This is a genomic window from Gammaproteobacteria bacterium, from assembly GCA_016705365.1.
GTDB lineage: Bacteria > Pseudomonadota > Gammaproteobacteria > Pseudomonadales > UBA5518 > UBA5518.
The window spans coordinates 1-17,597 of record JADIYI010000005.1 but is presented as its reverse complement, the minus strand read 5'-3'; the positions used below and the strand labels follow the sequence as shown (position 1 = coordinate 17,597).

Below are 17,597 nucleotides of genomic sequence, written 5' to 3'. Positions count from 1 at the left end.
GGGGTTGATTCCGACACGCCGCTAGCGCGTCGCTCGCTTCTTCGTCTTCTTTTGACGGACTCCGTCTTTGTAGTCCGCCATTTCCATTACCAGACCGTTGTCATCATACAACTCGCAGGCGCCGTGCAGCACGCCATCTTTGTAGTTCCCGCTGGTTTTCAACCGACCCTCTTTGTCGAACGATTGGTAGGGACCATCCCGTCTATCGTCCCTGTAGCACTCCTTGATGCTTGGCCGACCGTTTTCACGGTACTCCTCGAAGCAACCATCTCGCTTGCCGTGACTGTAACTGCCGCTTGATCTCAACTGGCCGCTTTCGTAGAACTGTTCCCAGGAGCCATGTTTTTCTCCTTCAACATAGATGCCCCTGGATTCCAATTGTCCATTTTCAAAGTACGATTCATAGTGGCCGTCTCGGGTATCGTCCTTATGGTTCCCCCTGGACCTCAACTGGCCATTGGCGTGGAAGACTTCAAAGTGGCCACACCGTTTGCCGTCCTGGTAGTTTCCCCTGGATCGCAACTGTCCGTTTTTATGGAAGAGTTCCCAGGCACCGTTTTTCGTATCCTCCTGACAGGCCTGCGGTTGCGGCACTTGCGCGTTCTTGTGAAATCCCTCCAGCCTGATTTCGTTGTGCTTGCCATTGAGTTTCAACTGCCCGGTTTCGAAGTGACTCTCGCCTGAACCATCCTCCGTTTCATCCCTGATGGTTGCGTCGCAGTCCGATTGAGCGCTCGAATGGCCATGCTCGGCGCATGATGCCAATGGCTCGGCTGGACGATCGCTTCTCAGGAGAACCTTCAACCAGGAAGGAATCCTAATATTCATTTCGTCCTCTTCGTCGTACTTTCAAGGAGCCTCCGATCGATTCGTCGTTGCGCCAGCAACAGCGGACAGAAATCCCGTTGAACATGCCTGGAAGCATTGCTCCGCCATACCGATCACCCGAGCCAACCGATGACTGGAGCGCATAAATCTGCGAACAGGACCATGGCGTACCTCCGCGATATTCTAGGCAGAACCCGCTCGCCTCCCCATCAGTCAAATGACGGATACCAATCGTTCTGATTTTGCAAAACAATGCTGACGAGAGTTTCAGCAAGCCGTGGCGGTCGTGGCAAATCGGGCACCCGGCTGCTTCCCGCCTATTGCGAGCCCTGCAATGCCGTTTGTCGTTACCGAAAACTGTATCAACTGCAAGCACACGAGCTGCGTGGATGTATGTCCGGTCAATTGCTTCCGTGAGGGCCCCAATTTTCTGGTGATTCATCCGGGCGAGTGCATCGACTGCGCGCTATGTCCGCCGCGATGCCCGGCAGGTGCCATTGTGGAAGAGAGAAATGTTCCGAGGGATCAGCAGTCCTTCATCCGGCTGAATGCGGAATTGGCAAAGATCTGGCCCAACATCTCGAAAATGAGGCCGCCTGCGCCCGATGCCGAGGAATGGGACGGAGTGCCCCGCAAGCTGAAACTGCTGGAGCGCTGAAAAAGGGGACAGATTTATTTTCCCTGAATGAAAATGAAAAAGGGGACTGAAAAAGGGGACAGATTTATTTTCCCTGAATGTAGAAAAAGAAAAAGAAAAAGGGGACAGATTTATTTTCCCTGAATGTAGAAAAAGGCTCCCCCCTTTTTTTTACGCGTTTTACGCTTTTACGAGAATGCGTGCCACGAAGCGTTCACTCCCCGTCAACTGGCCACGCGGTAGCGCGTGCAGCCAGGGCTTTCACGAGCAGTGACATCCCGGCGGTGCGCTCAGACACTTGCCCCTGTGTTTCAGGTTGATGGGAAGCAATATGCGCTGCTGACGCCGCAATTGGCAGGCAGCCGAAAACAGCATGTGGGTGTGAAAATCGCAGACTTTTTCTCCCATCGGCAGGAAATCACCACCGCTCTCGACCTGCTCATCACCGACGTTTAGCATGATCATCCGCACGAATCACGGAGAGCCATTTTCATGCCAGCTACCGGACAATTTCATTTCAGCCATTATCTGAGGGTTCGTTATTCCGAGGTTGATATGCAGGGCTTTGTGTTCAACGCCAACCACGTGGTGTATTTCCAGACCGCACTGCAGGAATATTTCAGGGTGATCGGATACGATGCCAACACTCAGGACAAGGGCACGGATTTTCATACCGTCAGGCTGAGCGTGGATTTTTCTTCGCCGATTCCCGCTGACGAGGAAGTCGAGATTCATGCCCGTACTGCCCGCGTCGGCCGATCCAGTATCACCTTTGAGCTGATCGCCACCAAAAAGAGCGACCAGCAGTTGTTCAGTCGTGCCGAAATCATCTGGGTCAACGCCGACCAGGCAACGCACAAATCGGTACCGGTTTCCCCGAATCTGCTGGCGCAGTTGAGCAAGCAGGAAAGTGTGGATTTCTCGAAGGATGAAGCATGAGCGAGCAGCAGGGTCGTATAGAACTGGTCACCCTCGAGCGCAGCGTTCAACTGACCGAGCAGCTGGGTATTCCCGCCATTCTGGCGGACAGGAATATTTTCAGGTTGTTGCTGCGCCGGCCCACACTGGCGAAAGCCGTCAATGAGTTGCTGTACTCGCTGCTGTACGGCGCCGCACTGGATGATCGTCTGCGCGAGCTGGTGATCATGCGGATCGCCTGGGTCAGCGGTTCAGATTATGAATGGACCCAGCACTACGGCGTTGCGGTACGTGCGTTTGGCTGCACGGAAGAAGACCTGGCGGCGGTGCGTGACTGGCAGAATGCCTCACATTTTGGTGCGCGGGAGAAAGCCGTGCTGGCGGCAACGGATGAAACCCTGGCCGTCGGAAAAATCAGCGAACCGACCTGGCGGCAATGTCGCCAGGAGGTGGGCAGCGAAGAAGCCTGCCTCGACCTGGTTGCTTCCATTGGTGCGTGGACAATGATTTCGCAGATTGCCCGAAGCACGGAACTGCCGTTGGAAACAGGAGCTTCATCCTGGGCGCCGGATGGCGTGGCGCCATGAAAAAATGCGCATGTGAAAAAGGGGACAGATTTATTTTTCCCGTGTGAAGGGGACAGATTTATTTTTCCCGAATGCATTCAGTCTCCACCCGATCGCACATCGCGCTCATCAAGCTTGGGCCGACCCTGTCCCCGCCGCTCCACGCGAAATCCGAGAATGCGTTGCACGTCTGCTGCGAAGTGCTCGCTCCCCGTCAATTGGCCGCGCTGTAGCGCTTCGCGGATCAGCCCCCACTCATCAGGGGCGATCGCCTGGTGCACGAATTCCTGGTAGCGCATACGACGGATAATCTCGCTCTCGCCGAGCGCCAGGTAGCAGGGATCGCGATCCAGCCAGCACGCTTCCAGACGATTCATCCGCGATGCGTAGCTCGACCACGGGTACTCCAACGGGTCGGACACTATCCGCGCACGAACCGGGTTCAACTCGACATAGCGTGTGCATGCCAGCAAATATTGCTCGGTCTGTACCGGGCTTGATCTGAAGCGGCTTTCCCACAAAGTGCCGGTGCGTCGCTCGAGCCGGTTCCGATACCGGGTAGCACGTGCAGCGAGGGCTTTCATGAGCTGCGACAGCCCGGCGGTGCACTCTCCCGGCGCGAGCAACAAATGCACGTGATTGGTCATCAGGCAGTACGCATAAACCCGAACACCAAACTGTTCCTTCAGCTCGCGCAGATCCTCCAGGTACCGCTGATAGTCCTCCGTGGCCGCAAATACCACCTGCCGATTGTGACCACGCTGCACCACATGGTGCGGACCATTGGGTAACACGATTCGCGCCATCCTTGGCATCGCTCAGCCCTCCCTGTGAACATCATTCTCAGTCAGCCGACCGAAGCATATACCCTACCGAGATAAAATAAATCTGTCCCCTTTTATGTAGAGATAAAATAAATCTGTCCCCTTTTATGTTGAAATAAATCTGTCCCCTTTTAGGGGCACCCGCTAGAGCGTATTCAACACCCGCTCCGCCTCCTCCCGCCCCGGATACGCGGCGCCGGTGGTGGCCACGGCGAGGCTGAGATGCTCGCGGGCGAGTTCGAGCTGGTTCTGGCTGTGGTAGGCCATGCCGAGGTGGTAGTGGTAGACCGGCGCATCGCCGCCGAGCCCGATCGCGGCGTTCAGCAGGCTCACGGTGCGAGCGCTGTTACCGAGCCGGTAATTCACCCAGGCCAGGGTGTCGAGAAAGGCCGGCTGCTGCAGCTCCTCGAGGGGCTGGGCCAGCGCCAGCGCACGGCGCAGGCTGGGCTCATCGGTCCGGTGGTCGGCGATGATCGCGGCAAGGTTGTTGGCCGCGACCGGCATGTTCGGCTGCAGCCTGAGCGCGGCTTCGTAGGCGGCAAGGGCCTCATCGACCTTCTGGCGTTCGAGCAGTAGCTCGCCCAACGCTACCTGCAGATCGGCGCTGCGCGGGTTGGCGTCAATCGCAGCCTGCAGCACCGCGGTCGCACCGTCCCAATCATCGCTGCGCGCGAGCTGCGTGGCGAGGCGGCTGTAGGAGCCGAGCTGCGCCGGCGCCAGTTCGATGGCACGGCGCCACGAAGCCTGCGCACCCGCCACATCGCCCGCCTGCTGCTGCAGCGCACCGAGCAACTCATAGGCATGCGCATGCTCCGGATGCGCGGCCACATGCGCCTGCACATAGGCCAGCGCCACGGCGGGCTCGCCGAGCTGCTGACGCGCATTCACCACGAAACCGAGCGCCTCGACGATGGCCGGCTCCAGCGCCAGCGCCTGCTCCATCGATTCCGCTGACTCGGCATACTGCTTGCGATCGAACTGGATACGCCCGCGCAGATACAGCCCCATCGCCTTGGTGTCAGGGTTCGCGATCAGCGCCTCGGTGCGCGCCAGCGCCACGTCCCACTTCTCCTGGTGCCCGAGCGTGGCGATCAGCAGCCGCTGCGCATCCACGTAATCGGGCTTGGCCTCGGTCAGGCTCTCGAGCGTCAGCTGCGCCGCATCGGTTTCACCCTGCGCCAGCGCAAGGCGCGCCACGTTGTACGCGGCCTCGTGATCGGAGGGCACGACCCCGAGAATCTGGCGGTAGTTGTCGAGCGCGAGATCGAGCGCGCCCTCGCTCTCGTGGGCACCGGCCAGCAGGCGCAGCGCGACGACGTTGTCGGGGGCATTGCGCAGCACCGTGCGCAGATCGCCGGTCGCGGTCTTCACATCGCGCGCCAGCAACGCGATCCGCGCGCGGGTGATCAGGGCCTCGCTGTTCTCGGGTTCGACCGCGAAGATCTCGGCCAGCAGCGCATCGGCGCCCGCCTGGTCCTGCTCGGCAAGCGCGAGCTCGACCAGCTTGTTGCGCGCGAGCAGCGCATCCGCGCCGTTGCCATCAAGCTCCACGATCTGCTGATACACCGCGCGCGCATCCGCCACCCGCACCATCGCGGTGTAGAGCTTGCCGAGCGCAAAGCGCAGTTCGTAGAGCTTCGGCTGCTGTTCGATGAAACTCTTCAGCGTGGTTTCGGCCAGCTCGGGGTTGCGGTTGTTGGCCAGGAACTGGGTCAGCCACAGTTTCAGCTGCACGTTGTCGGGGCTGGTGTTGACGATGCTGCGCAGCGCCGCCTCGGCCTCGTCGGTGCGCCCGTGCTCCTCGAGATAACGCACCAGGCGGTAGTGATAGAAGAGATTGTCGGGGTAGGCCTCGACCAGTTCGCGATACACCGCCAGCGCTTCTTCCTCGCGATGGTTCTGCTCCAGCACACGGATCTTCAGCAGTTGCAGCGTGGCGTTCTGCGTCTGGCGCGCAAGTCCGTCACCGATGATCGCGAGCGCGCGCTCGGGGTCAGTATCTCCATAGACCGCGCTCAGCACCGAGATCGCACCGACGTTGGTGGGCTCGGTCTTCAGCGCCAGCTCGGCCTCGGCCTCGGCCGCGGTGTTGTTGCCCTGCTTGTAGAACACGCTGCCGCGCAGGGTGTGCGCATCGGCATTGTCGGGCTGCAACGCGAGTACCGCGTCGGCCTGCTCCAGGGTCTCATCATACAACGCGTTGGCATAGAACATCTGGCCCAGCTTGATGCGCGCCGGCACATGCTTGGGATCGAGATCGATCACCAGCTTCAGGTTGGCGAACATCTGCTCCCAGTTCTGCTCCTGCTCGTGCAACTGCGCCAGCAGGTAGCGGCCCGCCACATTGTCCGAATTGATCTGCAGGACGTTCTTCGCCTCGACCATCGCCTTGTCGAAATTACCGGCATCGAAGTGCTCCTGCGCGCGCTTGAGGTATTGCGCCTGGCGCTCCTCGCCACCGGTGCAGGCAACCAGCGTGGCAAGGCAGAGAGCCAGAAATATGTGGAGCAAGGAACGGGAAGATCGCGGCATAAGAATTTCAGGTCCAGTCATGGCGAGCGATCCGACTTGTTTACTCGCTGACGCCAAGCTAACGCAGCAGCAGTGGCAATGTCATGACCCATATGGGTCACATACGCAACAATTCCCAAAAAGGGGACCAAAAAGGGGACGACCAAAAAGGGGACAGATTTATTTTCTCCAACAAAAAGTGACAAAAAAAGGGGACAGATTTATTTTCTCCGTAAATAAATCTGTCCCCTTTTTTAGGTCCCCTTTTTTAGTCCCCTTTTTTAGTAGCCATAGGACACGTAAATCATCGAATACAGCCAGTCCTTGTCGCCGCCGGTCCATTGCTTCGCGGCATCGCCCGGCATCAGGTTTCCGAGCACGCCGATGACGGCTACGCTGTCCGTGACGGCCCAGTCGACGGTGAAATCGATCTCCTGGCCCCAGTCGTCACTTCTGACCGGATCGCCCCGGATCTGCTCCTGGTCCAGGGTGAAGTCGTAGTACATCACATTCAATGTGACCCTTGCGCCGGGCTGCAGCTTCACGCGCAAGCGGTGACTGTCCAGGTTGCCGTTCGCCAGCGGGTAGTTACCCGTGATTTCGCCCTGGAACCAGGTGCCGTAGTCGTCGAAGCCGTAGGCGATCTCCTGGAACTGCTCATCCTTCGCAGTCGCGGGATCGTCACCGTCGAAGTGTGCATAGCGGTAGCTGAAAGTGGGTGTCCAGCACAATTCTTTCGCCTGGTAGCTCGCTTCGGCGAACCAGCCGTCGGCCTCGATCTGCTTGCTGTCCTCGTGCGCGTATTCGCCACGCAGCCCGAAGCCCTCCAGCGCACCCTTGCCGTTCCAGTCCAGGCGGCCGTCCCACACCTGCAGATCGTCCACGCCCGGGGTCTGGGCATCGACGACCAGGTACGTGGCACCGAGCCTGGTGGTCTCGAAGAAAGTGTATTCCGCGTTGCCGCCGTCGGCATGGGCGCGGGTACCGCCACGGCGCGGACGGTACTCGATGCGAAAGCCTTCCAGCAGCAGGCCCTTGCCCTCGATGCGCGCGATCCCGGTTTCGATGAATGCCTTGCGCATGTCGATGTACCAGCCGCCGTACTCGCCGCCGCCATCGCTGGTGCCGTCCGCGATCAGCATGCCGGAGCCGATCTGGTAGTCCTGCCGGCCCATACTGAAGGAGGTGGTGTAGCCGTCCAGCCACTGCCCGGTCTTCCAGCCCACGTGGCTCTGCTCCAGATTCAGGTCCTCGGAATCGCCCGTGCCGATCGTGAGACCGGAGGCATCGTCGCTGTGCGTCGCGGTGTAGACCGTGCTGAGCTGCCCGAACAAGGTGCCGCCACCGAGGCCCGTCTCGAGCGTAAGGCGCGGTTCCACGCCGAACTCACCCCAACTGTTGGTGGGTTCGCCGTTGAACGACTTCGACTCGCCGAACCATGAGTCCTCGCCCTGGAAACTGGCGGCAACAGCGTCAAGGTTGAAGGTGAGCCTGGTCTCGTCGCTCGAGATGACATCGTAACCGGCGAACGCAGGCAGAGTGCACAGGCTCGCGCCCGTCAGCAGCAGGCCACGAATCGCGATGGAAAGAGTAGTGAATCGATGCACGGTACTTGTCTCCCGCAAAAAGGGGACCGCAAAAAGGGGACCGCAAAAAGGGGACAGATTTATTTATTTGCGGCGAAAAAAATAAATCTGTCCCCTTTTCCCAACCATGAGTCCTCGCCCTGGAAACTGGCGGCACCGTCCCCCCCCCCTGGCCGCCCTGCCCGAGACACCCCCCCCCCCCCCCGGCCGCCGGGGGCCGCGCGCCCGGCCCCAAGAGCCCCCCCCCCCCCGGCGGATTGGTTTGGAGGGGGGGGGACCGGGCCGCGGGCGGGTCCGGGCGGCGGGGGAAAAACTTTTTCCTTTGCCCCGGAAAATAAATCTGTCCCCTTTTCCTGCCGGTCCCCTCGGCTGCCTGGGTCGATCATTCGCGCCGCGAAGTGGAGTCGGTTGCACCGCTTTGTTCCGCTGCATTTCTTGCCCATGGCTTTATCTGCTTCAGCGCTGCGCCAAGCTCGCGCTCGGCGACCTCCGTATCGTGCGCAGCCTGAGCACGCAGCCAGTAGCCACTGGATAGCCCGAAGAATCGGCATAGCCTCAAATCGGTATCAGCAGTGACAGCGCGCCTGCCCGAGACGATTGCGCTGATGCGCTGCGCGGGCACATTTATTTCCTTGGCCAGGCGGTACTGGCTGATACCCATGGGCGTCAGGAATTCCTCAACGAGGAGTTCCCCGGGAGTGATTGGATCAAGCTTGCTCATGATGTTCACCTCAGTGGTAATCAACGATCTCGACGGCTTCAGCGCCTGACCCCGTCCATCGAAAACAGACTGTTGGTCCATCGAAAACCGACTCGCCATTGATCATTGACGCGAATACTGTATTGACCGGCTCTTTTTCCCTTGAGAACTTCCAGCCGATTCCCCGGAGGCAACTTCAGGTCATCCATTCGGGACGCAATCTCTATCTGCCGAAGCTTCCGTCTGGCAACAGATTAGATGTTTACAAACTGTTTGACACGGTTGCCTCTGGCAAGGGCCTTTGTGTCAGGACAGCGGAAAGATTTGATCATGCAGAATAGTAACGTTCCGCGTGATTAACGACAAGCGTGACTATGCGAATAAAAGGGGACCAATAAAAGGGGACAGATTTATTTTTTCCGTAAATAAATATGTCCCCTTTTCCGCTTTTCCGGTAAATAAATCTGTCCCCTTTTCCGGTCCCCTTTTCCGGTCGTAAATAAATCTGTCCCCTTTTCCGGTCCCCTTTTCCGTGCCGCCTTTCGGGTCGCATATTGAACAGCGCGACGTCCAAGAATAGAATGTGTATGTTTATTTGGAGTATGCACATGCGCACGAATATTGTTATCGACGACAAGCTCATGGCAGATGCGCTCAAAGCATCAGGCGCCCGCACGAAACGAGAGGCCGTCGAGCTTGGGCTGCGAACGTTGGTGCGTCTTCAACGCCAGGGTCAAATCAAGCGTCTTCGGGGAAAAATCGAATGGCAAGGCGATCTGGATGCAATGAGGCGTGACGCGTGATCCTTGTTGATTCCAGTGTGTGGATCGATTATCTGCGCGGCACTTCCACACCACCTGCCAACAAGCTGGATTCGCTTCTTGGCACAGTTCCATTGGCCATCGGGGACCTGATCTTGACCGAAGTGTTGCAGGGATGCCCCGGCGACAAGGAGTTCAATGACGTTCGCCAACAGCTTGCCGCGATCGAGCTCGTGGTACTCGGCGGTGCAGACGTGGCTATCGAGGCAGCCCGGAACTTCCGCAGGCTGCGGGCACTCGGGATTACGGTGCGCAAGACGATTGATACGATAATCGCCACGCGTTGCATCCTCAGCGGATACGAGTTGCTTCATCACGATCGCGACTTCGATCCATTCGCCGAGCATCTGGGCCTCAAGTGTGTGGTCTGTGAGCCATAACGTTCCAAAAAAGCAAAAAAGGGGACAGATTTATTTTCTCGCCCCCTCTTCCTTGTAAATAAATCCGTTCCCTTTTTGCTCCGGTAAATAAATCCGTCCCCTTTTTGCCCTTTTGCTGGCTGCTTTTGCTGCTGCTTCCCCTTTTGCTGCTGCGCGCTCGGGCCGAGTTCGAGCAGGCGCCGCCCCGGCACCCAACCAATTAGTGTGCAGCTGCGTCTGCATGTGTTTCCTATACTTACGCACGGCGCAGCAGCTGGTTGTCGACTGAATCGCTATCAATTGGCTGTTTAGCCGCGATACGCACATCACAAATGAGGGCCTTGCCATGTACGGGCACGATGCAGCACGTCATTGCGACACGGCTCGGTGTGGCCATGATTTCGCCTGCAGGCACTCTCGCTGTGTGGCGCCATCTCTCCTGGCTCGTCGTCGTCGATGGCCGGAGATCGCCGTCGCCAGACCACGGTTGGTTCTGCTGCTGTGGCTGCTGACGTTCGTTGCAGCCGCGGGTGAACCGCCAAAGCAGTCGCTGCGTCTCAATCAAAGCGTTGCGCCCGGCATGCTGCAGGCCGCAGTTCCCCAGGCGACGCTCCGCTTTTACAGTCGCGGCGACATCCCGAACAAATCGGATCGCAAATACCTCCCGCCCGGCAAAGTTACCGAGGTCGAGCTCAAAACCAATCTCGGGCGCGAGCCGCACATTCGGCACCTGCTGTGGCAGGTCAGCCGCGCGCCGTTCTACGGCCCGCTCGACAAACCGGTCGGCCTGGTCGCCAGCGGCCATACGGATGACCGCGTATTCACCCTCAAAGTCGATACGTTCTATCAGCGGCCAGCGCTGCAAGGCACCGGCGTGCGCAATGCACCGCAGAAGCAGCTGCGCGAGCAGCCCGAAAATGGTGACAAGCCGACGCTGCATCGACTGCAGACCGCGCCATCGATGCAACGCACTGAACCGGCCCGACCGGTGCAGCTGCATGCCGGTGTCCGCCAAAGCATCGAGCTGGCGACACCGCTGCCACCCGCCAGTTTCTACGTGCGGGTGATTCCGTATGACACGCAGCGCAAGGCCATCGTCGGCAAACCGTCTTTGCCGCTGCAGCTGATCATGGCCGAAGAGCCGGATCCCGATACCGACATGAGCACCTTCAACACGGTGTCGAGCCAGCACTTCGACATTCGCCTGGTCGAATTCCGCTATGTTCCGACCGTGCGTATCGAGCAATGGCCGCGTGGCTGTACGCCGATACCGCGCGACGAAGGCAAGGACGCCCTCGATGTGATCAGCGAAGCGCCCGGTGCCGTGGTGGACCTGGTCAACTGGGCGTCCGACGCGTACAGAGATATCAAGAAAATTGCCGTGTCGGTGGTCGCCGCACTGCTGCCGTTCGTGCCCGAGTCGGTGATTTCCATCGCGCTGGATGCGGCCATGGCGGCGGCCGGCGTGCCGCCCTCCATCCCCAACGTCGACCAGCTCATGAGTGGCGGTGCCGACTACCTGGCCACCCAGATGGCCGAACAGATTCCGATACCAGCATCCGGCGCACTGGCCGAGATGGCGGTCGGTGAAGCTCGCGAGGAAATCCGCCAGCGCACCAGGCAGGCGCTGCTGGAAACCGCGGACAAGCTGGCCGAACAGCAGCGTCGAGAAAGCAAGTGGTGCAGGAGCTACACTTCCGAGCCCTACTTCGAAATCACCATACGCAATGCTGGCCCCAACGCCGCCGACGATTTTACGCTCTCGGTCAGCAACAGCGGTGATCTGCTGGAAACCACCCACGTGCACATCGAGCACATGGACGCAGGGCAACGCTTCACGATTCCGATCGCCTATCGACAGAACCAGAACATCAGCTACCGATGGCTGTCGCAGATACCCAGCAAGGATCGCGAGAAAGCCGAGCTCGAATGGTGGATGAGCTACCAGACAACGCCAATCAGCTTCGGCGTCAACGTCACTGAAAAGCGCGATTGTCGTGGTGACGGCAGCTGCGACGAAACCCGTCGCACACTGCTGAACACGCCTACACGCCTGTGGGACAACGACCCGGCGTATCGCAGGTCTGGCAACTGACGCGTAATAAAAGGGGACTAATAAAAGGGGACAGATTTATTTTCTCGTCCCCTCTACCTTGTAAATAAATCTGTCCCCTTTTCCGGTCCCCTTTTCCGTAAACAACTTGCCCGGGCGGGCAAAACTGATGCGCGCAAGATTTCCGTCAAGAAAATCCGCCTCCTCGATAGTCACTGCAAATCTGTCTGCGTAGGGATTGCTGGTTATCTGGCAGGCGATCCAATCGCCCTTGCCCGAGTGCCCGAGCAAAAGTGCAGGACGAAACTTGTTGCGCGAAAGATCAGAGAACGGAAACGGAAGAACGACTACCTGCCCGGCTGCAAATGCTCCCATGCCTCGTCCTCCTCCGGTCTGAGCCAATCCTCGGCCAAAGACGCTTCGGCAAGCAAAGCGGTTTCGTCCGCAGGTGGGGTCAACAACGTCAACAACCCGCGGCCAGCAGGAAGCCGGCCAACGGGAGCCAAGGGCAGGATATGTCCATCCTTGTCGATCTCGACCTCTATGGTCTGTAGCATTTCATCATCTCCCGATCCCCGCTCTTTCCAGTGAGTCCGTACTCTAACGATGTTCGCGTCCTGATCGCATTGGCACGATACCCCCGAGTATACAGGGATGCAACGCGAGTCATTCGGTGCGCCGTCCCAAGCTATTGATCTGTCGCGAGGACGGCATTTGTCGTTGGCAAATTGAGGGTTTCGGGATGCGACCAAGCGCCGTCAGAATTGGTCAGGTTCTGGCTCATCCACATGAAGGAATAAAAGGGGACGGATTTATTTACGGAGAAAATAAATCCGTCCCCTTTTCCGGATATTCTCTGCATGCCTTCGAAAAGAAGGCGCAGAAAACCCGGCAGGCTGACATTGAGCTTGCCCAAGCACGCTACAAAGAGGTCGAGGTATATGAAAAAGCAAAGCAAAAAGGGAAGCGGTAACGTCTTCCTGGATCTCGGCTTTGAACCGGCCGAGGCCGCAATTCTGGAAATGCGCGCCAAACTCATGGGTGATCTGCGCGCGTACATCGAGAAAGAGAAGCTGACCCAGGCCGAAGCAGCGAAGCGTCTTGGCATTGCGCAGTCGCGGGTGTCGGATCTTGTGCGCGGCAAGTGGGAGAAATTCAGCCTTGAGATGCTCATTACTCTTGAGGCCCGTCTTGGCCGTACCGTGCGGGTTGAACTGGCGGCGTAAGGACCATAAAAGGGGACAGATTTATTTTCTCCTTCTCCATAAATAAATCCGTCCCCTTTTCACCCGATACCGGGTAGCGCGTGCAGCCAGAGCTTTCATGAGCTGCGACAGCCCGGCGGTGCACTCTCCCGGCGCGAGCAACAGATGCACGTGATTGGTCATCAGGCAGTACGCATAAACCCGAACACCAAACCGTTCCTTCAACTCGCGCAGATCCTCCAGGTACCGCTGATAGTCCTCCTCGGCGGCAAATACCACCTGCCGATTGTGACCACGCTGTACCACATGGTGCGGACCATTGGGTAACACGACTCGCGCCATCCTTGGCATCGCTCGGCCCTCCCTGTGAACATCAATAATTCCAGCCAGCCGATCCAAGCATATACCCCACCGAGAGAAAATAAATCTGTCCCCTTTTCAGGCAGTCCCCTTTTCAGGCATTGCATGAGACTACTTAAGAGACCTATTATCTGGTCTTCAGAGTCCCGCCATAGGCCGACCCCATGACACATCAACTACTTGCCGAGACCGCCGCCAGTATCTCGGAACTCAAGGCCAACCCCATGAAGGTCGTGGCCAGCGGCAATGGTATGCCTGTCGTGGTGCTTAACCGCAATGAGCCAGCCTTCTACTGCGTACCGGCTAACGCCTACGAAGCCATGATGGAAATGGTTGACGACCTGGAACTGCTCAAGCTGGTGAAGAAGCGCCAACAAGAGAAGTCTGTCAGGGTGTCGATCGATGACCTATGAGCTCGCCTTCAAAACCTCCGCACTGAAGGAATGGAAGAAACTCGGGCACACCGTTCAAGAACAGTTCAAGAAGAAACTCGCCGAACGCCTCAAGAACCCGCACGTACCCAGCGCCGCCCTTTCCGGTGCCACAAATATCTACAAGATCAAGTTGCGCCAAGCCGGTTACCGCCTGGTCTATTCGGTTGAAGACAAAACCATAACCGTGATAGTAATCGCTGTAGGCAAGCGTGATCGCAACGAAGTTTACGATGTTGCCCTATCGCGCCTGCAAGATCCGCAGGCGCCCTAACCAATCATTCGGACTCACTAGCGAATAAAAGGGGACGAATAAAAGGAATAAAAGGGGACGGATTTATTTTTCCCGGATTTATTTTTTTCGTAAATAAATCTGTCCCCTTTTCAAACCGAAAATAAATCTGTCCCCTTTTCACAGTCCCCTTTTCACACGTACATCGAGAAAGAGAAGCTGACCCAGGCCGAAGCAGCGAAGCGTCTTGGCATGCCAGTCGCGGGTGTCGGATCTTGTGCGCGGCAAGTGGGAGAAATTCAGCCTTGAGATGCTCATTACTCTTGAGGCCCGTCTTGGCCGTACCGTGCGGGTTGAACTGGCGGCGTAAGGACCATAAAAGGCATAAAAGGCATAAAAGGCATAAAAGGCATAAAAGGGGACGGATTTATTGTCTCCTTCTCCATAAATAAATCCGTCCCCTTTTCACGTCCCCTTTTCACGTTCTCCATAAATAAATCCGTCCCCTTTTACGCATAATAAATCCGTCCCCTTTTACGGTATCGGCGAGCACGCGGCACGCAGCTTCAAGATGCTGTGAGCTGAAAGGGTCGATTCGCGTCGCCAATGCCAGTCTCGCTCACCAAGCGTCAGATGATGGCCTGCAGGCCCTTGTCGGCGATGACGTTGAGCAGCTTGAGCGCCGGCCCGGTGGGATGGGTTTCGCCTTGCTCCCACTTGCGCACGGTCGAGGCCGACGTGTGTAAATGAAGAGCGAACACCGGCTGGCTGAACTTCAAGGTTTCGCGTAGACGTTTGATGTCGGTAGCGCTGAACTCCCGCACCGGCGGCGGACAGATCGCGTCGAACTCGCGCATCGTCACCTTGCTGATCGCTCCTGCTTCGCGGAGCGCAGCCAGGTCGCCACGCAGGGATTCAATGATTTTGCTCACAATGCACCTCCAATAACACGCCCGACTGCAGCGCCTTCGACAAAGCCTCGGTGGACAGTTCCAGGAACACCTTGCCGGCGAATTGCAGCGCCTTCTTCTCGTCCTGCGTGATGTTCGACTTGTCGCTCTTGGGGAACCCATGCAGGAACACGTAGCGGCCACCGATCCGGGCCGACAGCAGCGTGCGATAGCCGCCGCTCTTGCCGCCGCCGGAGCGGGCAACCCGCTTCTTGTAGAGGAAGCCACCCAAGTCCGCGTCAATCAGACCGCTTTCCATTTCCTGAACCGCTTTGCACAAGGCGGCATCAGGCAAGCTCTCACTCACCTGCCACCGTGCAAAGTCCTTCCGCTTGAGGATGCGTGTCATCTTGACCTCCAAACCATACCCGAAACGGGCATAGTTTTCCAGTGCTTCGAATAAAAGGGGACGGATTTATTTTTCCCGGATTTATTTTTTTCGTAAATAAATCTGTCCCCTTTTCAAACCGCGGCGGCCGAGGAGCGAAGCGACGAGACTGACGTCTGCTGCCGCGATTGGTTCGGTGTCAATGCTCCACCGCCTCGGCATGCAGTTTTAGACCAAGCGCGTTGACGACCTTCAGAATTGTGTCGAAGGTTGGAGCACGGTCCCCAGACAAAGCCTTGTACAGACTTTCACGAGAAAGTCCGGCATCCCGAGCAACTTGCGACATACCCCTGGCACGGGCGATGTCTCCAAGCGCTTTTGCGATAAATGTTGCATCCCCGTCCGCTTCCTCCATGCAGGCTTCGAGGTATGCAGCCATTTCCTCGGGGGTCCGAAGATGCTCGGCGACGTCGTACTTGGAAGTCTTGCTCTTACCCATAAGTTGCCCTCACTACAACAGTTCACGGGCCAAACGTATCGCGGTCCGAATATCTGCAGCCTGCGTAGATTTATCACCGCCCGCCAGCAGTATCACCAGTTCGCGCCGTTGGCGCAGGAAATACACCCGGTATCCCGGCCCATAGTCGATCCGCAATTCAGACACGCCCTCGCCGACGGGCTTCATATCACCCGGGTTACCACCTGCCAGTCTCTCAATCCGCGCCTGAACTCTTGCTCGAGCACGCAAGTCGCGAAGACTATCGAGCCAGGTGACAAAGGTATCGGTCTTGCGGATCTCCATACTGGACTGTAGTCATGTGGCTACAGCATGTCAACGGCCTATCTGCAGGTTCTTTGACGCCGAACGCCGTGGTTCAGCGGCGGGCCGAGCGCGCAGCGCGAGGACCGTCCGCTGGAACCGCTTACGTTGCCGCTCATGAATAAAAGGGGATTTATTTACGGAGAAAATAAATCTGTCCCCTTTTCAGTCCCCTTTTCAGGGGCCGGATCAGGACGGGGATTCAGGCGCAGAGGACTTCCTGCTGCTGGCGGCGCGATCGCTTTGCCCAGCCGAGGCCAAGCAATGCGGAGCCGAACAGCCAAGCGGCTGCGGGCAATGGTACCGCGTTGACGTTGATTCCAACCCTGCCCAAGGTACCGAATGCATTGTCCGCACGCAGAATGAAGCTGTACTCGCCGTTCGCCAGCGGATTGAAAGATCCCGACGGTGGCGGCGTGACGATACCCGAAACGTTGGTTTGAAGATAACTGAACAACAAATTCTCCGAACCCTGCACATTGGTCATCGAGGATGGATTGCCGCCCGCACCCATGATCCCGCCATTCAGGTTGATGCTGCCCATGGCGCCAGGCAACGTTGCAGGCGCTGGATTGAAGTCGTAATAGAGGGTGAACGCATAATCCCCGAGATCGGCGCCGGGACCAGACACGTTAACGTAATAACTGAAGTTCCAGAGCGCACCGGTGGTTGCACTTTCGTTGTTGCCGCCCGTATTGCTGCCGGTTTGCGCGTAGAACGTTCCGGCTCCGTTATTGGTCAGCGCCGGATTCGAGTAGCGCGGGGTGGCGGACAGCGCAACCGTCACCGTCTTGTTACCGTCGACTATCACGCTGGTCGCCGCAATCGCATCGGCGGGGATTGCCGGATCCGCCAAACGTTGCCGGCGGCACGCCTTGGGGCAAACTGCCAAAACTCGTATAAATGACGTCTGCCATCACCAGCGACGGCATAAACGCCATACCAAACCCAAGAACCAGGGCGCGCACGGCCGACTGGTTGTTCATCTTGATATCCCCTTGCATGGCGAGCGATACGACTTGTTTACCCGCTGATGCCACGCTAACGCAGCAACAGGACTTGTGTCATGACCCATATGGGTCAAATTCACAACTAATTGTTGGAAATCAGTCGGATTGAAATTCGAGCTTCCCGTTGGCCGGAGGCCAACAAAAATGGGATGAACTCTGATGTATCCCCATAAACATCATTTGCAATCAACGAGTTAGCGTCTGGCTTTGGCAAAAACGTAATAAAAGGGGACAGATTTATTTTTCCGGTTTGTTTTCTCCGTAAATACGTAAATAAATGTGTCCCCTTTTCTCCCCTTTTCTCCGAAGCAAAGTCCGCGCAATAACCCAGCGCAAAGGCACCATCGATCGGTTGAAAGTTGATATGTCCAAGGGGGTAAGGCATCGAGAGGACGCTTTTGCCTACTCGGCATCCCTGTTGGAGCAGTTCCTGACGGGATTCAATGAATAATAAAGGG

General features: G+C 57.7%; 24 protein-coding genes and 2 pseudogenes. 11 read left to right on the top strand and 15 right to left on the bottom strand.

Going from position 1 to position 17,597, the window contains the following annotated elements; genetic code table 11:
- Positions 1–21: 21 nt before the first annotated feature.
- A complete protein-coding gene (locus IPF49_03820; GenBank protein MBK6286767.1) occupies positions 22–828 on the bottom strand; it encodes a toxin-antitoxin system YwqK family antitoxin in 807 nt (268 codons plus the stop codon).
- A gap of 334 nt (positions 829–1,162) precedes the next feature.
- Between IPF49_03820 and IPF49_03815 the strand changes: the two genes are divergently transcribed.
- From IPF49_03815 to IPF49_03800, 4 genes are all read left to right on the top strand, one after another.
- Positions 1,163–1,486, top strand: a complete 324-nt coding sequence (locus IPF49_03815; GenBank protein ID MBK6286766.1) for a ferredoxin family protein — start codon at positions 1,163–1,165, stop codon at positions 1,484–1,486.
- A 249-nt stretch (positions 1,487–1,735) separates the two neighbouring features.
- Positions 1,736–1,921 (top strand): CcdB family protein, encoded by a 186-nt coding sequence (locus IPF49_03810; protein MBK6286765.1) that lies wholly within the window; start codon positions 1,736–1,738, stop codon positions 1,919–1,921.
- A gap of 36 nt (positions 1,922–1,957) precedes the next feature.
- Positions 1,958–2,404, top strand: a complete 447-nt coding sequence (locus tag IPF49_03805; protein MBK6286764.1) for an acyl-CoA thioesterase — start codon at positions 1,958–1,960, stop codon at positions 2,402–2,404.
- Positions 2,401–2,970, top strand: a complete 570-nt coding sequence (locus tag IPF49_03800) for a carboxymuconolactone decarboxylase family protein (GenBank protein ID MBK6286763.1) — start codon at positions 2,401–2,403, stop codon at positions 2,968–2,970. The genes IPF49_03805 and IPF49_03800 overlap by 4 nt, the downstream gene beginning before the upstream one ends.
- A 77-nt stretch (positions 2,971–3,047) precedes the next feature.
- On the opposite strand, the gene IPF49_03795 is transcribed toward IPF49_03800, so the two are convergent.
- From IPF49_03795 to IPF49_03775, 5 genes and pseudogenes are all read right to left on the bottom strand, one after another.
- The gene (locus IPF49_03795) at positions 3,048–3,764 is read right to left on the bottom strand and encodes a transposase (protein ID MBK6286762.1); all 717 of its coding nucleotides are present in this window, start codon (positions 3,762–3,764) and stop codon (positions 3,048–3,050) included.
- A 153-nt stretch (positions 3,765–3,917) separates the two neighbouring features.
- Complete coding sequence (locus IPF49_03790) at positions 3,918–6,284, bottom strand: tetratricopeptide repeat protein (protein MBK6286761.1); 2,367 nt, start codon at positions 6,282–6,284, stop codon at positions 3,918–3,920.
- 281 nt (positions 6,285–6,565) lie between these two features.
- Positions 6,566–7,891 (bottom strand): alginate export family protein, encoded by a 1,326-nt coding sequence (locus tag IPF49_03785; protein ID MBK6286760.1) that lies wholly within the window; start codon positions 7,889–7,891, stop codon positions 6,566–6,568.
- Positions 7,892–8,252: 361 nt separating this feature from the next.
- Positions 8,253–8,591, bottom strand: coding sequence for a HigA family addiction module antidote protein (locus IPF49_03780; GenBank protein ID MBK6286759.1), 339 nt, complete (start codon positions 8,589–8,591; stop codon positions 8,253–8,255).
- Positions 8,592–8,629: 38 nt separating this feature from the next.
- Positions 8,630–8,902: pseudogene (locus IPF49_03775) on the bottom strand (type II toxin-antitoxin system RelE/ParE family toxin).
- Positions 8,903–9,178: 276 nt separating this feature from the next.
- Here IPF49_03775 and IPF49_03770 point away from each other — a divergent pair.
- From IPF49_03770 to IPF49_03760, 3 genes are all read left to right on the top strand, one after another.
- Entirely contained in the window at positions 9,179–9,373 is a 195-nt protein-coding gene (locus tag IPF49_03770) for a type II toxin-antitoxin system VapB family antitoxin (GenBank protein MBK6286758.1), read from the top strand.
- Positions 9,370–9,771: a PIN domain nuclease gene (locus tag IPF49_03765; GenBank protein ID MBK6286757.1), complete on the top strand. Its 402-nt coding sequence runs from the start codon at positions 9,370–9,372 to the stop codon at positions 9,769–9,771. Before IPF49_03770 ends, IPF49_03765 begins: the two co-directional genes overlap by 4 nt.
- A 466-nt stretch (positions 9,772–10,237) precedes the next feature.
- Positions 10,238–11,845, top strand: a complete 1,608-nt coding sequence (locus IPF49_03760) for a hypothetical protein (protein ID MBK6286756.1) — start codon at positions 10,238–10,240, stop codon at positions 11,843–11,845.
- Between the two features lie 36 nt (positions 11,846–11,881).
- Here the strand turns inward: IPF49_03760 and IPF49_03755 are convergent, their stop codons facing one another.
- A complete protein-coding gene (locus IPF49_03755; protein MBK6286755.1) occupies positions 11,882–12,178 on the bottom strand; it encodes a MazF family transcriptional regulator in 297 nt (98 codons plus the stop codon).
- Positions 12,151–12,360: a hypothetical protein gene (locus tag IPF49_03750; GenBank protein MBK6286754.1), complete on the bottom strand. Its 210-nt coding sequence runs from the start codon at positions 12,358–12,360 to the stop codon at positions 12,151–12,153. The genes IPF49_03755 and IPF49_03750 overlap by 28 nt, the downstream gene beginning before the upstream one ends.
- 185 nt (positions 12,361–12,545) lie before the next feature.
- Here IPF49_03750 and IPF49_03745 point away from each other — a divergent pair, with 185 nt between their 5' ends.
- Entirely contained in the window at positions 12,546–12,776 is a 231-nt protein-coding gene (locus IPF49_03745) for a type II toxin-antitoxin system RelE/ParE family toxin (protein MBK6286753.1), read from the top strand.
- The gene (locus IPF49_03740) at positions 12,745–13,029 is read left to right on the top strand and encodes an XRE family transcriptional regulator (protein MBK6286752.1); all 285 of its coding nucleotides are present in this window, start codon (positions 12,745–12,747) and stop codon (positions 13,027–13,029) included. Before IPF49_03745 ends, IPF49_03740 begins: the two co-directional genes overlap by 32 nt.
- 63 nt (positions 13,030–13,092) lie before the next feature.
- Here IPF49_03740 and IPF49_03735 read toward each other — a convergent pair.
- Positions 13,093–13,359, bottom strand: a pseudogene (locus IPF49_03735) (transposase).
- 173 nt (positions 13,360–13,532) lie between these two features.
- Here IPF49_03735 and IPF49_03730 point away from each other — a divergent pair.
- Together IPF49_03730 and IPF49_03725 are read left to right on the top strand one after the other, a co-directional pair.
- Positions 13,533–13,781, top strand: coding sequence for a type II toxin-antitoxin system Phd/YefM family antitoxin (locus IPF49_03730; protein ID MBK6286751.1), 249 nt, complete (start codon positions 13,533–13,535; stop codon positions 13,779–13,781).
- Positions 13,771–14,073: a type II toxin-antitoxin system RelE/ParE family toxin gene (locus IPF49_03725; protein ID MBK6286750.1), complete on the top strand. Its 303-nt coding sequence runs from the start codon at positions 13,771–13,773 to the stop codon at positions 14,071–14,073. The genes IPF49_03730 and IPF49_03725 overlap by 11 nt, the downstream gene beginning before the upstream one ends.
- 587 nt (positions 14,074–14,660) lie before the next feature.
- Here IPF49_03725 and IPF49_03720 read toward each other — a convergent pair.
- From IPF49_03720 to IPF49_03695, 6 genes are all read right to left on the bottom strand, one after another.
- Positions 14,661–14,963, bottom strand: coding sequence for a DNA-binding transcriptional regulator (locus tag IPF49_03720; GenBank protein ID MBK6286749.1), 303 nt, complete (start codon positions 14,961–14,963; stop codon positions 14,661–14,663).
- Positions 14,947–15,330, bottom strand: coding sequence for a type II toxin-antitoxin system RelE/ParE family toxin (locus IPF49_03715; GenBank protein ID MBK6286748.1), 384 nt, complete (start codon positions 15,328–15,330; stop codon positions 14,947–14,949). Before IPF49_03715 ends, IPF49_03720 begins: the two co-directional genes overlap by 17 nt.
- Before the next feature lie 178 nt (positions 15,331–15,508).
- Complete coding sequence (locus IPF49_03710; GenBank protein MBK6286747.1) at positions 15,509–15,808, bottom strand: putative addiction module antidote protein; 300 nt, start codon at positions 15,806–15,808, stop codon at positions 15,509–15,511.
- Between the two features lie 12 nt (positions 15,809–15,820).
- Positions 15,821–16,111: a type II toxin-antitoxin system RelE/ParE family toxin gene (locus IPF49_03705; protein MBK6286746.1), complete on the bottom strand. Its 291-nt coding sequence runs from the start codon at positions 16,109–16,111 to the stop codon at positions 15,821–15,823.
- A gap of 220 nt (positions 16,112–16,331) precedes the next feature.
- The gene (locus IPF49_03700; GenBank protein ID MBK6286745.1) at positions 16,332–16,916 is read right to left on the bottom strand and encodes a VPLPA-CTERM sorting domain-containing protein; all 585 of its coding nucleotides are present in this window, start codon (positions 16,914–16,916) and stop codon (positions 16,332–16,334) included.
- Between the two features lie 7 nt (positions 16,917–16,923).
- The gene (locus IPF49_03695; GenBank protein ID MBK6286744.1) at positions 16,924–17,115 is read right to left on the bottom strand and encodes a hypothetical protein; all 192 of its coding nucleotides are present in this window, start codon (positions 17,113–17,115) and stop codon (positions 16,924–16,926) included.
- Positions 17,116–17,597: the final 482 nt, after the last annotated feature.

Excerpts from the sequence above, each read along its gene's own strand:
- IPF49_03820 (MBK6286767.1), bottom strand. The coding sequence starts at position 828 with ATGAATATTAGGATTCCTTCCTGGTTGAAGGTTCTCCTGAGAAGCGAT.
- IPF49_03815 (MBK6286766.1), top strand. The coding sequence starts at position 1,163 with ATGCCGTTTGTCGTTACCGAAAACTGTATCAACTGCAAGCACACGAGC.
- IPF49_03805 (MBK6286764.1), top strand. The coding sequence starts at position 1,958 with ATGCCAGCTACCGGACAATTTCATTTCAGCCATTATCTGAGGGTTCGT.
- IPF49_03800 (MBK6286763.1), top strand. The coding sequence starts at position 2,401 with ATGAGCGAGCAGCAGGGTCGTATAGAACTGGTCACCCTCGAGCGCAGC.
- IPF49_03795 (MBK6286762.1), bottom strand. The coding sequence starts at position 3,764 with ATGCCAAGGATGGCGCGAATCGTGTTACCCAATGGTCCGCACCATGTG.
- IPF49_03780 (MBK6286759.1), bottom strand. The coding sequence starts at position 8,591 with ATGAGCAAGCTTGATCCAATCACTCCCGGGGAACTCCTCGTTGAGGAA.
- IPF49_03770 (MBK6286758.1), top strand. The coding sequence starts at position 9,179 with ATGCGCACGAATATTGTTATCGACGACAAGCTCATGGCAGATGCGCTC.
- IPF49_03755 (MBK6286755.1), bottom strand. The coding sequence starts at position 12,178 with ATGGGAGCATTTGCAGCCGGGCAGGTAGTCGTTCTTCCGTTTCCGTTC.
- IPF49_03750 (MBK6286754.1), bottom strand. The coding sequence starts at position 12,360 with ATGCTACAGACCATAGAGGTCGAGATCGACAAGGATGGACATATCCTG.
- IPF49_03745 (MBK6286753.1), top strand. The coding sequence starts at position 12,546 with ATGCGACCAAGCGCCGTCAGAATTGGTCAGGTTCTGGCTCATCCACAT.
- IPF49_03740 (MBK6286752.1), top strand. The coding sequence starts at position 12,745 with ATGAAAAAGCAAAGCAAAAAGGGAAGCGGTAACGTCTTCCTGGATCTC.
- IPF49_03730 (MBK6286751.1), top strand. The coding sequence starts at position 13,533 with ATGACACATCAACTACTTGCCGAGACCGCCGCCAGTATCTCGGAACTC.
- IPF49_03725 (MBK6286750.1), top strand. The coding sequence starts at position 13,771 with ATGACCTATGAGCTCGCCTTCAAAACCTCCGCACTGAAGGAATGGAAG.
- IPF49_03715 (MBK6286748.1), bottom strand. The coding sequence starts at position 15,330 with ATGACACGCATCCTCAAGCGGAAGGACTTTGCACGGTGGCAGGTGAGT.
- IPF49_03710 (MBK6286747.1), bottom strand. The coding sequence starts at position 15,808 with ATGGGTAAGAGCAAGACTTCCAAGTACGACGTCGCCGAGCATCTTCGG.
- IPF49_03705 (MBK6286746.1), bottom strand. The coding sequence starts at position 16,111 with ATGGAGATCCGCAAGACCGATACCTTTGTCACCTGGCTCGATAGTCTT.
- IPF49_03695 (MBK6286744.1), bottom strand. The coding sequence starts at position 17,115 with ATGAACAACCAGTCGGCCGTGCGCGCCCTGGTTCTTGGGTTTGGTATG.